We start from the raw sequence: 14,284 nt of genomic DNA, 5'->3' as shown, positions 1-14,284 counted from the left end.
AAATCATGACGACCCACCATTCGGGTGTCAAGGCTGCGTTGGCAGTCGTGTCCATCGCCGTCCTGCTCTGCAGCAGGCCAGCACTGGCGGCCGAGGCTGTCCCGCCAGCGGCCAACGACGAGGCCGAGGCCCGCATGATCGTCGAAAAGGCTGACCACGTGCGCTTCCCGGCAGAAGGATTTCAGGTCGACGTGACGATCACGACGAGCACAGGCAGCGAGAGCGCCGACGTACGCAAGTACCGCGTCCTGGCCAAGGGCAACACCAACAGCGTCGTGATGGTCACCGAACCAGCTTCCGAGCGTGGACAGATCCTGTTGATGAAGGGTCGTGACCTGTGGATTTTCATGCCGGATGTCTCGCAGCCCATCCGGCTCGCCCTCTCGCAGCGGCTGACGGGCCAGGTGGCCAATGGCGACCTGGCGCGGGCCAACTTCGCCGCTGACTACAACCCGAAGCTGCTGCGGAGCGAAAAAATCGGCACCGATGACTACTACGTGCTGGAGTTGACCGGTGTCGACCGCGGCGTCACCTACCAGCGGGTGCTCTACTGGGTGCGGGAAAAAGACTTCTGGCCGCACAAGGCAGAGTTCTATTCGCTCTCCAATCGCCTGCTGAAGACCTGCAGGTACGAGATCTTCAAGACCATGGAGGGCAGGAAGCGGCCGACTCGCCTGGTCATGGAGGACGCGCTGCGCGGCGGCGAACAGTCCGTCCTCGAATATGGCAGCATGAAGCTCCGGGATCTGCCGGACAAGATATTCACCAAGGATTATCTCAAGAAACTCGATTAGACTCCGTAGTTTGCATGGCGATGTTGCGGCACCGTGCCGCGACCGTCGGCGATCAGCAGAAGGATGGTGGATGTTTCTTTCGAATCTGACGGAGTTGACCGTGAGCCAGGGGTACCGGCGATTCTTCAAGGTCGTGCCGGCGTTGACCGACGAGCTGCGTGCCGAGAACTATCGCATCCGGCACGAGGTATATTGCCGAGAGCTGAACTTTGAACCCATACGCCCAGAGGGCCTCGAAGCCGACGCTGAGGACAATCGGTCGGTGCATTGCCTGGTGCAATCTGTGACCACAGGTCAGTACGTCGGATGTGCTCGCCTGGTGCTGGTCGATCCCGACCAAGCGCAAGCACAACTCCCCTTCGAGAACACTTGTCGGGCCACGCTGGACAGGTCGATCGTCGACCCGATGACACTTGACCGATCGCGAATTGCCGAGATCTCGCGCCTGGCAGTGATCAGCAGCTATCGCCGCCGGCAGGGTGAGCAGAACCGACCGATTTCGCTCTCGGAGGAGGATTTCGGGACCGCTACCAGGCCTCGCCAGCCCTACCTCGCCCTGGCGGTCTATCTGGGTTTGCTCGCGCTGGCCCGCCATTACGGCATTGCCACGCTCTTCGTTCTCACCGAGCCGCGACTGGCAAAAAACCTTTCTCGACTCGGAGTGCGGCTTGAGACCATCGGTGGAGAGGTACAACACCGCGGCGCAAGAGCCCCCTCAATGATGTCGGTAGACGAAATCGTCGGGGGCATGAACTTTCTTGTCCGCGCGCTTTTCGAGGTCATCTCGCGCGAAGTCAAGGAGGGCATCGAAGCAGCAGGGCGGCACGCCGTGCGAGCAAAACACACGCCTCTCTCTTAGCCGCACACACCATGCACACTCTGCACAGCTTGCCCTCAGTGGCCCGGTTCAGGCCCTGCCGCCAGCATGATACATAGCCTGCCGGAGCCGATCCGCCAGGCGATAGAATCAGGACGCGCGCCATCGCCGCCGCAGGTTCTGCTGCGCCTCCTGCAGATGGTCGACGATGACGGCGCGACGATGGCGGAACTCGCCAGGCTGGTCGAGCAGGACGCCGGCTTGTGCACCAGGGTGCTTACGGCGGCCAACTCGCCGGCCATACGCCGTGGCAACCCGATGTGCAGCATAGAGAACTGCCTTCAGGCGCTGGGTACCCGCCTGGTTCGTTCGCTGGCCACCTGCCTGTCGGTGCAGAGTCTGTTTGACGAGCGAACAGCCACCCGAGTGGTCGATCTGTCAGCCTTCTGGACACATTCCCTGCTCACCGCCGAACTGTCCCGCATCCTGGCCGCGTCAAGCGGCTATCCCCGACCGGACGAAGCCTACCTAGCCGGTCTGCTGCATGACGTGGGGCAGCTCATTCTCCTTTCGGCGCTCGGCGAGCCCTATCTGCAGATTCTTGTCGCCTGCCCCAGCGAAGCGGCACTTTCGGTGATGGAAAGCGAGCGCCTCGGCGTCCACCATGGGGAAATCGGCACCTGGCTGGCAGATCAGTGGCAACTTGACTCCGCACTCGCTGACGGCATCCTCTTCCACCACCTGCCGGGCGAGCAGATCCTCACCGCTGCCCAATTGCCGCAGGTGGTGTGGCTGGCGCATGCCTTGACGCGCTGCGCTGAAGTGCCCGACGCGCTGCGCGACCTCGCCGAACAAATGTTCGGCCAGGCGTGCAGCAAGGGCTTGACGGTGCTGCGCGCACAGGCAGAGGAACGAATGGGTGTGCTCGCCGAGGCAATCGGCATCACCCGGCCGGACCCTGCAGCGTTCGACGACACGACGGGCCTACCACGAGTGCTCGGCGTCCGCACTGCAGCCGAACCCGATGCCCAGGGGCAAATCGCGGCGATCATCGGCAGCCTGGCACTGATGCAGCCCCTGCAACAGGACCTTTTCGCTCTCCAGAGCGACGCCGAAGTATTGCTCGCCCTGCGCGAAGCGGCACGCATCCTGTTTGATCTCAACCATCTCGCTTTTCTGCTCTGCGATCCACACGATGCCAGGCTGAGCGGCAAGGGCATTGCCGGTCAGCCTTCGATTTTCGGCCAGGTCAGCATAGTCCCCGAGACCCACCGCAGCCTGGCCGTTGCTGCCCTGCTCAGCAACCGGATCTGCTCCTCGTACGACCGGACCCCACCGCCCACCCACTCGCTGATGGACATTCAGTTCGCCCGGGCGCTCTCAAGCAGTGGCCTGCTGTGCCTGCCGATGGTCGGTGGCTCGCGAACGCTCGGCGTCATCGTCGTCGGACTGAGCGCCGGCCAGCATAGCCGTCTCTCACGCCGCCTGTCCTGCCTGACCAACTTCGGACGGACCGCCGGCCTCAGTCTCGACAAATGGCGCGCAGCACGGACAGCCCGCGAACAAATGAGCGAGGAAGCCGCGGCGCGCTTCACTCGCCAGGCCAGGCGCACCGTCCACGAAGCGGGCAACCCCCTGACGATCATCAAGGGTTATCTGAGGATACTCGACGGCAAGCTGCCGCCGGGAGCCGGCGTGCACCACGAACTGGCCGTGCTCGGTGAAGAAATCGAACGTGTGGCGCGCATTGTGCAGCGCATGAGCGAAGTACCCGCCGTTGGTGCCGACGACGAGACGGTCGACATCGGAGATCTGCTTGGCGAGCTGCTGCTGCTCTGTCGCGCAGCGCTGTTTGATTCAAAAGGCATTGCCATCGAAACGCTCGTGCCGACGCAAGCCATCCGAATTGCCTGTGATCGTGACGCGATAAAGCAGATCCTCGTCAATCTCTGGAAGAACGCCTCTGAAGCGCTTTCCAGAGGGCAGCGCCTGAAGATTTCGCTGACCAGCGACATCCTGCACCGGGGACGACACTACGCCGAACTGAGGATCGAAGACAACGGGCCAGGGATGAGCGAGGCCGTGATCAGTGCATTGCATCGCCCCGCCGACGCTCCTATCGGGGCAAGCCGCGGCATCGGCCTGTCGATCGTCGGCGCACTGACCCAGCGCCTGGGGATTCCGGTCATCTGCCGCAGTACGGCTGCTTGCGGAACCATGATCGTCCTGCTGCTGCCGATTCGGGAACCGGCTGGGCAACAAGACAACAGCGACACCCGACCACGCTGACGATCTCTTCGCCGGACACCCATCAGGAGCCATGATGAAGGCCATACCGAACGTCGATTTTTCGCCGCAGATCCCGGACCTGCCGGAAATAGCCAGCAGCATCCTGATCGTCGACGACGACCAGCGCGTCAGGGCGACCTATCGGCAACTGCTGGCGGCGGAAGGACGCAGCATCGAAGAGTGCAGTACCGGTAATGAAGCCTGCCACCGCCTCGAGCGTCGCGACGTCGATGTGCTGATCCTTGATCTCAAGCTGCCCGACATTCATGGGCTGGAAATCATGGCCTGGATGGTGGACAAACACATCCCGACGGCGGTCATCGTCTTCAGCGCCGACGAATCAATCCACTCGGCGATCCGCGCCCTGCGTCACGGCGCCTTTGAATTCGTCCGCAAACACGGCGACCCAGAGGAACTCATAGATGCCGCCGACCGCGTCCTGCGCCGGCGCCGGATCGAGCGCGAGCATGCCCTGATGACGGTCAGACTCAAGCACTCTGAGCGCCTGCACCGTTTCCTCGTTGAACAGTCACCAGACATCGTCTACACGCTCGACACGAACGGCTGTTTCATTTTTGTCAATGGCCGCGTGCACGCCCTGCTCGGGTACACGCGGGAGGAACTCCTCGGCCAGCACTACTCGGTGATCGTTCATCCCGATGACCTGGAACACGCTCGCTTCGCCTTCAACGAACGCCGGATCGGCGACCGGGCCAGCACCAACGTCGAAATTCGGCTGCAGACGAAGACCCACGGAGTCCGCCACTTCGAAAGCCGGGCGATCGTCACCATCCTGAGTGCGCAAGGCCTTTATGGCACCCTGGAAGGAGCGACCAGGAAGCACTTCACGGGCACTTCGGGCGTCGCGAGGGACATTACCGAACGCAAGAAAGCCGAGGAAACCATTGCCTTCCAGGCTTTTCACGATCTGCTCACCGGGCTACCCAACCGCGTCCTGTTCAAGGATCGACTGGGGATAGCGCTGACCCAGGCACAAAGGAAAGGCCAGCGGCTTGGTGTGATGTTCATCGACATCGATCGCTTCAAGCTGGTCAATGACACCTACGGTCACCACGAAGGCGACGAGTTGCTCAAGAGCTTTGCCGGGCGAGCGCGCGCCTGCCTACGCTCCGGAGATACGCTGGCCCGCCAGGGCGGCGATGAATTCACCGTCCTGTTGCCCGACTTGAGCACTGGCGACGATGCCGCGCTGATCGCCGTCAAGATGCTGGCCGAACTCAAGCGACCCTTCCGGGTCGCCGGCGCGGATTTTCTGGCCACCGTCAGTATCGGGATCTCGCTCTATCCGGAAAACGGGGAAACTCCGGAAGACCTTCTACGCAACGCCGATATTGCGATGTACCAGATCAAGGGAGAGGGGAAGAACGGCTATCGCCAATACACGCCCGAGATGCATAGCGGCCACAGCCTGCGGATCACGCTTGAAAACGATCTGCGCGTCGCGCTGGAAAAGGGCGATCAGTTCGAGCTGTACTATCAGCCACAGGTCAGCGCCAGCCAGGGGACGACCGTCGGCATGGAAGCACTGATTCGCTGGCACCACCCGAAAAACGGCCTGATGGCGCCCGGCAACTTCATTCCTCTGGCCGAAGAAACCGGCATGATCGTCGGCCTCAGCGACTGGGTGCTCGACAAAGCGCTGAGCCAGTTGGCAGATTGGCGCAGCAAGGGCTTCACCAGCCTGCAACTGGCGATCAACCTCTCACCGAAAGATTTTGAACGCGACGACCTCCCCGAACGACTCACTCGGCATCTCGACGCACACGCCATCCCGGCGGACGCCGTCGACATCGAAATTACCGAGAGCCTGCTGATGAAGGACGCCGAAAAAAACATCGCTCTGGTCAAGCAACTGCGCAGTAGCGGGCTGCGCGTCTCGATCGACGATTTCGGGACGCGCTACTCGTCGCTCAACTATCTGCGCCGTTTCCCGGTCACCAGCATCAAGATCGATCAGTCCTTCGTTCGCGATCTCAACCCCCACCACCACAACTCGGCGGCGATCATTCACGCCATTTCGTCGATCGCCTACAGCTTCGGCCTGCGCATTCTGGCCGAGGGCGTCGAAACCGAAGCCCAGAGACATTTGCTCAGCGAGTTGGCCTGCGACGACATGCAGGGCTTCCTCTTCAGTCGGCCGCTACCGGCCGCAGAATTCGAGGAATTCCTGAACGCCAGCGCTTTTCCGTCGCCCGATCGACCGCGCGTCAGCTAATCAAGGCGCCCGTCATCGGCCGCCAGCGGTCCTGGTCCTTATTACGGCTTCGGCGGGTCGCGCAGTTCGCGGCGCAGGATCTTGCCGATCGGCGACTTCGGCAAGACGTCGCGAAACTCGATCTGGCGCGGTACCTTGTACCCAGTGAGCTGAGTCTTGCAGTGCGCGAGCACCGCTTCCCTGGTCAGGCTCGGATCTTTTCTGACCACCACCACCTTCACCGCTTCGCCGGTTCGCTCGTCAGGCATGCCCACCGCGCCACATTCGAGCACCCCCGGATGCGCCGCCACCACGCCTTCGATTTCGTTTGGATAGACATTGAAACCCGAGACCAGAATCAGGTCCTTCTTGCGATCGGTAATGGTGATGAAACCCTGGCCATTGATATGACCGATGTCGCCCGTTTTCAACCAGCCGTCCCGCATCACGTGGGCGGTTTCCGTGGCATTTCCCCAATAAGCCTGCATTACCTGCGGGCCGCGGACGCAAATCTCACCCGTGCTCTGGCCGATCTCGCCATCGCCGGTCCACGGCGGCAGCGCGTTGAAGTCATCGTCGCGGATCGACACGTCGGTGGACGGAAAAGGCAGGCCGATCATGCCGTTCCAGGGCATCTCCAGGGGACTGGCGCAAACCCCTGGCGAAGCTTCAGTCAAACCGTAAGCTTCGGTGATAGCGTGCCCGGTTACCTGTTTCCAGCGCTCGGCGACGGATTTCTGCACCGCGGCGCCACCGCCGACCACCACCTTCAACGATGAAAAATCGAGAGCGTCGAATCCGGGCGTATGCAGAAGACCATTGAACAGCGTATTGACGCCGGTCATCGCGCTCCACTGCCACTGCCCCAACTCGCGAACCAGCGCCGGCAGGTCGCGTGGGTTGGTGATCAGGACGCACAGGCTGCCCCACTTCATGAACGACATCATCGAGGTGAGGCAGAAAATGTGGTACATCGGCAGCGGCGCGATGACGATTTCGCTGCCTTCCCTGAAGCTGCCCGAAATCCACACGCCCGTCTGCTCCAGATTGGCGAGCATGTTGCGCTGGGTAAGCATGGCGCCCTTCGAAACGCCCGTGGTGCCGCCGGTGTACTGCAGAAAGGCGATGTCAGCCGAGGTCAGGCTGACTGGCGAGAATCTCCCGGCCGCACCGCGTGCGAGCGCCTCAGCGAACGGTATGGCGCCGTCGATACGCCAGGCTGGCACCATCTTCTTCACCGTCTTGACGACGAAGTTCACGATCCAGCGCTTGGGGATCGGCAACAGATCGCCGACCTGTGTGCTGATCACATGCTCGACCAGGGTGTTCTTCCACACCTGTGCCAGCGTCGAGGCAAAGTTCTCGACGACGACGATAACCCTGGCGCCCGAGTCCTTCAACTGATGCTCCAGTTCCTTCGCTGTGTACAGCGGATTGACGTTCACCACCGTCATGCCGGCCCGCAGAATGCCGAACAAGGCGACCGGGTACTGCAGCAGGTTCGGCGACATGATGGCGACACGTTCCCCCTTGCCCATGCCCGGCAACCCCTGCAGGAAAGCAGCGAAGTCGCGCGACAGCCGGTCGAGTTCAGCGTAGCTCAGCGTGCGGCCAAAGTTGTGAAAAGCGGGCCGGTCGGCATACTTGGCGACGGTTTCATCGAACAGTTCAGCAATGGAACGGTAATGGTCGGCATCAATCTCGGCCGGCACGCCGGGCGGATAGCTGTTCAACCAGATTCGTTCGGCGATCATCGGCTTACCCTCACAGTCTCGTCATGACCTTTGGTTTCAATAGTAGATTCGGAAAACGCGTTGTATCTGGTCAAACTCGTACAGATACGCCTGCGCCACATGGCGGTTGGTGGCCAGCACCATCAGGTCATGCGAAAAGACCGAGGTGTTGTACCAGTTGAAACTTCCTTCGATGACCGTCGCCTCGTCAATGATGCAATACTTGGCATGAATCGGCGAATAGGGCACCGGATGATCCTGTTGCCCGTAAACCAGCCCCACCGCAATGCCGGCGTCCTTCAGTCGTTGCGCTGCGTGCAGCAGCGGGCGATTGAGTTCATCGTGCATAGACCGCTCGATGCCCACCCTCCCCTGCCGCGCCAGATGCCCGTTGAGCAGGATATGCACATGTACCCCGCGGTGACTGGCGTGGATCAGCGCATCGATCACGCTTTCTCCGTGCTCGCCCAGCAGGTTGCCAATCAGGAACAGCGTCAGTTTGATCGAATGCCTGGCGCGGTGTATTTCAGCCAGAATGGCGTGGTGTGGACGGTAGTACTTACCGTCCAACAGAGAATGCCTGCCATACGTGTACAGCAGATTGAAGTGACTGAGTGGGTCAATGCCATATTTCTGGTTCACGCCGCCCCGCTCGCTCTGGAACACGTTGTCGAGCAAACGGCACACGCCTCGCGAATGAAAGGTCATTCCCGATTCCCAATTCGCCCACCAGCGATCGAAAGTGATATTGAACGAGCCAAGAATGCAATCCTCATCATTGAAAATGATGAACTTGGTATGCATGTCCGGATCGACCTCGACGAGGTGATGCTGCGGCGTACAAACAACGCCCACCAACTCGACGCCCGCGCGCTTCAGCCGGGCATAGTTCGGACTGTTGGTCAGGGTCATCTTTCTCCAGTCGACAATGCACTGGACCCAGACGCCGTGGTGGCTGGCATGCACCAGGTGACGCGTGAAATCCGTGTCGTCGACACAGTCGACGCTCACCTTGATGGTGCAAAAACGGTTCGGATGATCCTGCTTGCAGCGCACAACCTTGTCTATGTGATCGTGGATGAAGCGCTTGGGATGATAAGGATGATACTGCTGGCCCTTGGTAAACTTCGGCACCAACTGCAAGGATGCGAAATGATGGTTGTACCAATCGACGTCGCGCTGCAGCTCCCAGGCCTTCGCCTCGTAGGTGCGATAACTGTTGCTGGTTGCCCATTCGGAGCTGATTCTACGGTATTGTGGCTGGTCCTCCCGGAGCTGCGCCCCGTCCATGAAGATATATTCCTGCCGCGATGGCACCGAGTGCTCATCGACATGCGCGACAAAGGCGAACTTCACACAATTTGCGTGTCCGAAGGTGCCGGAGACGGGATGGATATAGAAATCCCGCGTCCGCCGCTTATGCTGATTCCATTGAATGTCATAGGGCTCGGTATCGACAATGTACGTTTCACAAATATCATGATCCCGATAGACCCTCAGGATAACCTTCAGATTGACCTGGACACCGAACGAAACGTCGAAACCGATTCTGCCCCAGCGAAGATAAAACTTCTCATTGAAGTCGTTGACCCGCACGAAAGAGCCGCCCAGATTCCCGTGCACCGGTATTGCATATTCCTCTGCTGTCTTCATATACCAACCAAGTTGTTCGCGTCTGTTTTACCGTTTTTGCTGCTCACTCGAGCACACCCGCAAGTCACCTGGGCACAAAGGTCATCAAATAGCCGAAGTGATCGGACACTCTGCCAAAATCCTGATCGGTGAATACCACCCGACCCGAGGTCACGCAGAGGTCGCTCCCCTTGCGGAGAAAGATGTAATCGATACGATGATCATGATCCAGGCTACTCGGCCAGTGAGGATCCTGGTTCTCGAAGATCGTTCGGAAGATTTTTGGCGAGTTGGCCAGCAGGTATTGGTCGTCATATTCGTTCGAATCGACGACGAGCTGATAACCCGTTGAGCCTGCCTTGATGTTGAAATCCCCGCAGAGCATCGTTGCCGTGACCTGACTGCCATGTTCATTGGCCGCCCAGTGACGCAGTTTTTCGAACTGTTCCGGGAAGCCATCGTCCCACCAGCTCAGGTGGGACGAAAAGACATTGATCAACCCCACATAAGGTACCTTGACCTGCGCCATCACCACTTTTCTGGAGTGAATGCTGTAGGGGTCGTGGCTCCCTGAAACATATTTCGCCTCATGCCTGCGAATCGGGTGCCGGCTCAGGATAGCGACCCCTTCGCGATAACGGCCAAAGCCCAGATGAGACCAGTCAGTGACCAGGTGATATGGCGACTGGAGGCGTTCATTGATGATTCTCGCCGTGTTCGTCTCCCAATCGCCCTGACCATTGTTCCACAACTCGGCCACCTCCTGCAGGCAGACAATGTCGACATCGCGCTCGTCAATCGCCCTGGCGATCAGTGACAGCTTTTTATCCTGATTGTCTTCCTGGCAACAGTGCAGATTCAGAATCATCACTTTCAGCGGCCGATGCTGCAGCGCACGGCTGTTGGCAAACGTGTCGTCCCAGAAAAGCCCTTGCCGGCTCTCGCAGGAGACCCGGTACTGGACGCGAAAGGCATCGCCCACCTTCAGCGCGCCATTCCAGATCTGGCGCCCGTACTGATTGGGGTTTCTCGCGTTGCTGAAGAACTCGGCGTCCCAGTAATTCCGAGCGAAACGGCAGGGCGACTTGTGCGTCGTCTTCCAGTTGTCGCCAGTCCAGTGAATGGTGACCCTATCCGTATCCAGCGCACTGTCTACCGCCACTGTGACGGGCAGGAGTCTCTCGCCGGCAATCAAACTGCACTCGAAGCCGGTCGTCACCACCGGTCTGCCAGGCGCGACCGAGATCCCTGAATCGGCCTCAAGGCAATAGTTGTCGCCGTCGTTGTTGTCCCAATACTCTGCGCCCGACGCCCGATAGCGCAAGGCGAAGCGAATATTTCCCGGCAGGGACCTGTCCGGCGTCGGAGCGCACACCACACGGGCGATCCAGTATTCCTGGGCATGATCGACACTGCTGTGATACGACGCGGGCAGCGTGTGCCACACGCCGTCTTCACCGGCCCACTCGACATCGACGCTCTTGTCATAGACGAGGTTGTCGACCAGGATGATGAACGACAGATTCTGCTGCGCGACCGTCGCCTTTCTGGTAATCACATTTCTGGCATAGATCAGATTTATTTTGTCCATTGGTCCCCGCGTTCCGGATCGGCTCCTGAAGTTCGACACTGGCTTGAAATTCGTGGCGGCGGCATGGCTCCGCAGCCATCAACCTGTGCTGGCGTCCGCTCTTGGAGCGTTTCGACCGCACGAGCAGAAGTATCCCCGACCACAGCACCCGCCGTCAAATTCCCATTTACAAACTGTGGAATTTAGAGGGAGCCTCTGTGTGCATTTTGGCCCCTTTTCCGATAAGCAGACGATTTCAGACAGGATAAATCGAACCACAGATCCGAATATTCATGGCAATTCCTGGACGAAATCCAGACGCGGCCGGACCTCTTTCCCTTGCTGCGCGTACTGGCCGACCGGCCCGATACGCCGGCACGCTTCCTGATTCTGGGCAGCGCCGCACCGGAATTCTCGCGACATACCGCCGAGAGCCTGGCGGGTCGGGTCGCGTTTCAGGAACTGGACGGTTTTGGCCTGGATGAACTTGCCGCAGCCAATGGCCCAAACCACATCGCCCCGGGCTGGCTCGACACCCGCTGGCTGCGCGGCGGCTTCCCCCGTTCGTTGCTGGCCAGCGACCTTCCCAGCAGTCGGGAATGGCGAGAGGCATTCATTCGCACCTATCTCGAGCGCGATCTGCCGCAACTCGGAATCAATCTGCCCGCCCTGACCCTGCGCCGCTTCTGGACCATGCTCGCGCACTACCATGGCCAAACGTGGAACAGCAGCGAGATTGCGCGCTCGCTTGGCGTGAGCGACAAAACCGTGAGCCGCTATCTGGACATTCTGGGGCGTACACACAGGCGCTGAACTGGACTTGCTGATCGTCAGGAATGACCAACGTCTGGGTTTTGAAATCAAGCTTACCCGTTCGCCACGAGCGACCGCCGCCATGCGCTCGGCCCGCGACGTGCTGAGCCTGAAGGAGATCTATGTGATCTGCCACGGCGAAGGCTCTCCCTGGCCTCTCAGCGAGGGTATCACCGCGGTTCCTGCGGGAAGTATTGATGCGGCCCCGGGAATCAGCCCGTTTTCCGCCAGTTGAAGACTGAACGGACGATCAGCCGCTGTGGGTCTTGCCAACAGGGGTCCTCCACCGCGGCGCCGTCCGTGGCCTATTAGAACACCCGCACTTCGATATGGCGGCCAAGGGCGCGCGCAGCGGCCTCGATTTGATCCAGCCGGGATGCGTGCCGAAGGTCAAACAGCCGATCCACCTGTGGCATGTGCCAACCCAAACGACGGGCCAGTTCAGACTTCTTGATTCCCTGCTCGGTCATCGCCTTGTAGACGCCCATTTTGGCGCACTCCAGGGGCGAGGGGCTGACCGTCGGTCGTCCCTCGGCAGGCGATGGCACGGGCAGCGGGCGGCGCGCATTGACGTAGAACGACATTGCTGTTTCCAGGGCGTCAACAGCGTAAAGCAGCGCCTCGTCTTCGTCCCTGCCGAAAGTAATGGCTTCGGGAACGTCAGGGAACGTCACCAGCACGGTGTCGTTATCGTCAGGAGTCAGATTTACGGGGTAATCGAACATGCCCTATTTCCCTTTCAGGTCCAGTTGCTTCTTGATCGCTTGCACCAATCCGGTACCCAACTCGTGCGAGCCGTGCATCGGCAGCACCGACCGCCTGCCGTTCAATTCCACATGCAAATGACCACCTTTGCCCGGCACGAAGGTCGCCCCTTGCTGCTCCAGCCATCGCTTGAACTGGTTCGAGTTCATCGCCTGAATGCTAAACACTTCTGTTGTGTTCGTCAATTGCAGCCGGACTGGTTTGAAGACGAACTGCAATAGCCAACATCGTGGCAAGGCGCTACAATTGCCGCACAGCGCAGCAGACTTAGGAGGCCACTCATGAGCGCATCCATTCGCATCAGCGACGACTTGTATCGCATGGCCCAGAAGGCAGCGGCCACGGATTTTCGTTCGATCCCCCAGCAGATTGAATACTGGGCCCGCATCGGCAGCGCCGCGCTGGACAATCCCGAACTGCCCACCCCGTTCATCCGCGAGACCCTGCTTACTGGCGACCCTCTGATTAATCATCAGCCCACCGAGGTTAAGCAGTCCGTCGCCCGCACCGGCTATGTCCGCGAGCTGATTCTTCGCGACCAGGGCGAAAAATCCATCGCGCGGCTGCGGCAACTATTGCTGGAAGGGCTGGAATCCGGTTCGGGAGTCCCTGCCGATGAAGCGTGGTGGAAAAACATGAACGTACTGGCCGATCAGGACGACACCGAGTGAAACCCTGCCTGTTGCTCGCCAGCGCTCAAAACGATGCCAAGGAAGCAACAAGGTATTACCGGCGTACTGGAGGTAACAGGCTGGCGCGCAGGTTCGTCGCCAAAATTCGCGCCAGCCTTGAGAGCATAGCTCGTCAACCCGCCATCGGTTCCTTGCGCTACGCCGATCCCGTAGGTATCCCCAATGTCCGTTTTGTCGCTCTGAACAAATTTCCCTATCTCGTTTTCTACCTTGATAGAGGTCAACACATCGCCGTCATTCGACTCCTCCATGGCCTTCGCGACTTGCCAACGCTACTCGGAGACGCTGCCGAGCGATGACCCTATGCCCAGACCGCCAACCAGCGGATAGACGCGGAAGTGTGAACGACTTGAACCCTCAGTGGAGGATGCTGAGAAGCACATCTACGTTGCTGCTCGTCTGCGGTTTCTGTCTTTTTCTGCCGAGCCTATACCACGAACTGTTCGCCGATGATGAGATCTATCTGGCTTTCACCAATCGCATGGTGCGCCAACTGCCGTGGACTCACCTCCATCTTTTCCTGCAGAAACCGGCCAATCCCTGGGAATTTCTGCCGTTGCGCGATTTCACCTACTGGCTGGATTTCCGTTTGTACGGCGACGAGCCCATGGGCTTTCATTTGTCGAATCTCGCCTGGTACGCGTTTTCGGCGGCGGGTTTTTACTGGCTGCTCAGAGAACTCGTCCTGCTCTTCCGACCGGCCTTGGCTAACCAAGCCAGCGTATTGGCACTGTGCGGCACCGTATTATTCGTGGTTCACCCCGCCCATGTCGAAGCCGCTGCCTGGGTCGCTTCCCGAAAGGATCTTATGGCTGGCGCCTTCGGTTTCCTTTCGGCAGCGACATTGGCTCGCGGAATGCGGACGGGATGGCCCGCCAGGTACTGCTTGATCGCCGCGGTGCTGCTGTTGGACGAAGCCGCTACGCGGAGGAAACGGCGGCGCTGTCGTGGTGTTGAAGTCAAG

The 14,284-nt window shown here is 59.9% G+C and carries 13 protein-coding genes and 1 pseudogene; 9 read left to right on the top strand and 5 right to left on the bottom strand.

Going from position 1 to position 14,284, the window contains the following annotated elements:
• The first annotated feature begins 5 nt into the window (after positions 1-5).
• The 4 genes from ACCAA_RS21315 to ACCAA_RS21300 all read left to right on the top strand — a co-directional run bounded on the left by ACCAA_RS21315 (position 6) and on the right by ACCAA_RS21300 (position 6,136).
• Entirely contained in the window at positions 6-794 is a 789-nt protein-coding gene (locus ACCAA_RS21315) for an outer membrane lipoprotein-sorting protein (protein ID WP_425394512.1), read from the top strand.
• A gap of 70 nt (positions 795-864) precedes the next feature.
• Positions 865-1,653, top strand: a complete 789-nt coding sequence (locus ACCAA_RS21310) for a PEP-CTERM/exosortase system-associated acyltransferase (protein ID WP_186409254.1) — start codon at positions 865-867, stop codon at positions 1,651-1,653.
• A gap of 66 nt (positions 1,654-1,719) precedes the next feature.
• Positions 1,720-3,900, top strand: coding sequence for an HDOD domain-containing protein (locus ACCAA_RS21305; protein WP_186409253.1), 2,181 nt, complete (start codon positions 1,720-1,722; stop codon positions 3,898-3,900).
• 31 nt (positions 3,901-3,931) lie between these two features.
• A complete protein-coding gene (locus ACCAA_RS21300) occupies positions 3,932-6,136 on the top strand; it encodes a putative bifunctional diguanylate cyclase/phosphodiesterase (protein ID WP_245754729.1) in 2,205 nt (734 codons plus the stop codon).
• Between the two features lie 41 nt (positions 6,137-6,177).
• Here ACCAA_RS21300 and ACCAA_RS21295 read toward each other — a convergent pair whose 3' ends face one another.
• From ACCAA_RS21295 to ACCAA_RS21285, 3 genes are all read right to left on the bottom strand, one after another.
• Positions 6,178-7,869: an AMP-binding protein gene (locus tag ACCAA_RS21295; protein WP_186409252.1), complete on the bottom strand. Its 1,692-nt coding sequence runs from the start codon at positions 7,867-7,869 to the stop codon at positions 6,178-6,180.
• A gap of 36 nt (positions 7,870-7,905) precedes the next feature.
• Positions 7,906-9,501 (bottom strand): phospholipase D-like domain-containing protein, encoded by a 1,596-nt coding sequence (locus ACCAA_RS21290; protein ID WP_186409251.1) that lies wholly within the window; start codon positions 9,499-9,501, stop codon positions 7,906-7,908.
• Positions 9,502-9,565: 64 nt separating this feature from the next.
• On the bottom strand, positions 9,566-11,071 hold the full coding sequence (locus ACCAA_RS21285) for an endonuclease/exonuclease/phosphatase family protein (RefSeq protein WP_186409250.1): 1,506 nt from the start codon (positions 11,069-11,071) through the stop codon (positions 9,566-9,568).
• A 318-nt stretch (positions 11,072-11,389) separates the two neighbouring features.
• Here ACCAA_RS21285 and ACCAA_RS21280 point away from each other — a divergent pair, with 318 nt between their 5' ends.
• Entirely contained in the window at positions 11,390-11,863 is a 474-nt protein-coding gene (locus ACCAA_RS21280; RefSeq protein ID WP_245754728.1) for an ATP-binding protein, read from the top strand.
• 7 nt (positions 11,864-11,870) lie between these two features.
• A complete protein-coding gene (locus ACCAA_RS21275) occupies positions 11,871-12,098 on the top strand; it encodes a hypothetical protein (protein ID WP_186409249.1) in 228 nt (75 codons plus the stop codon).
• A 73-nt stretch (positions 12,099-12,171) separates the two neighbouring features.
• Here the strand turns inward: ACCAA_RS21275 and ACCAA_RS21270 are convergent, their stop codons facing one another.
• Positions 12,172-12,588: a type II toxin-antitoxin system HicB family antitoxin gene (locus ACCAA_RS21270; protein WP_186409248.1), complete on the bottom strand. Its 417-nt coding sequence runs from the start codon at positions 12,586-12,588 to the stop codon at positions 12,172-12,174.
• Between the two features lie 3 nt (positions 12,589-12,591).
• Positions 12,592-12,846: a type II toxin-antitoxin system HicA family toxin gene (locus ACCAA_RS21265; protein ID WP_342674080.1), complete on the bottom strand. Its 255-nt coding sequence runs from the start codon at positions 12,844-12,846 to the stop codon at positions 12,592-12,594.
• Between the two features lie 63 nt (positions 12,847-12,909).
• Between ACCAA_RS21265 and ACCAA_RS22640 the strand changes: the two genes are divergently transcribed.
• The 3 genes and pseudogenes from ACCAA_RS22640 to ACCAA_RS21250 all read left to right on the top strand — a co-directional run.
• Entirely contained in the window at positions 12,910-13,299 is a 390-nt protein-coding gene (locus tag ACCAA_RS22640) for a TA system antitoxin ParD family protein (protein ID WP_186409247.1), read from the top strand.
• Positions 13,251-13,619: a type II toxin-antitoxin system RelE/ParE family toxin gene (locus tag ACCAA_RS22820; RefSeq protein WP_425394511.1), complete on the top strand. Its 369-nt coding sequence runs from the start codon at positions 13,251-13,253 to the stop codon at positions 13,617-13,619. The genes ACCAA_RS22640 and ACCAA_RS22820 overlap by 49 nt, the downstream gene beginning before the upstream one ends.
• A gap of 41 nt (positions 13,620-13,660) precedes the next feature.
• Positions 13,661-14,284 (top strand): annotated as a pseudogene (locus ACCAA_RS21250) (hypothetical protein); the annotation flags it as partial.

It is taken from the genome of Candidatus Accumulibacter aalborgensis (assembly GCF_900089955.1).
Taxonomy (GTDB): Bacteria; Pseudomonadota; Gammaproteobacteria; order Burkholderiales; family Rhodocyclaceae; genus Accumulibacter; species Accumulibacter aalborgensis.
Note: the sequence above shows the minus strand (reverse complement) of the source record. Positions and strands in the feature narration are given on the sequence as shown.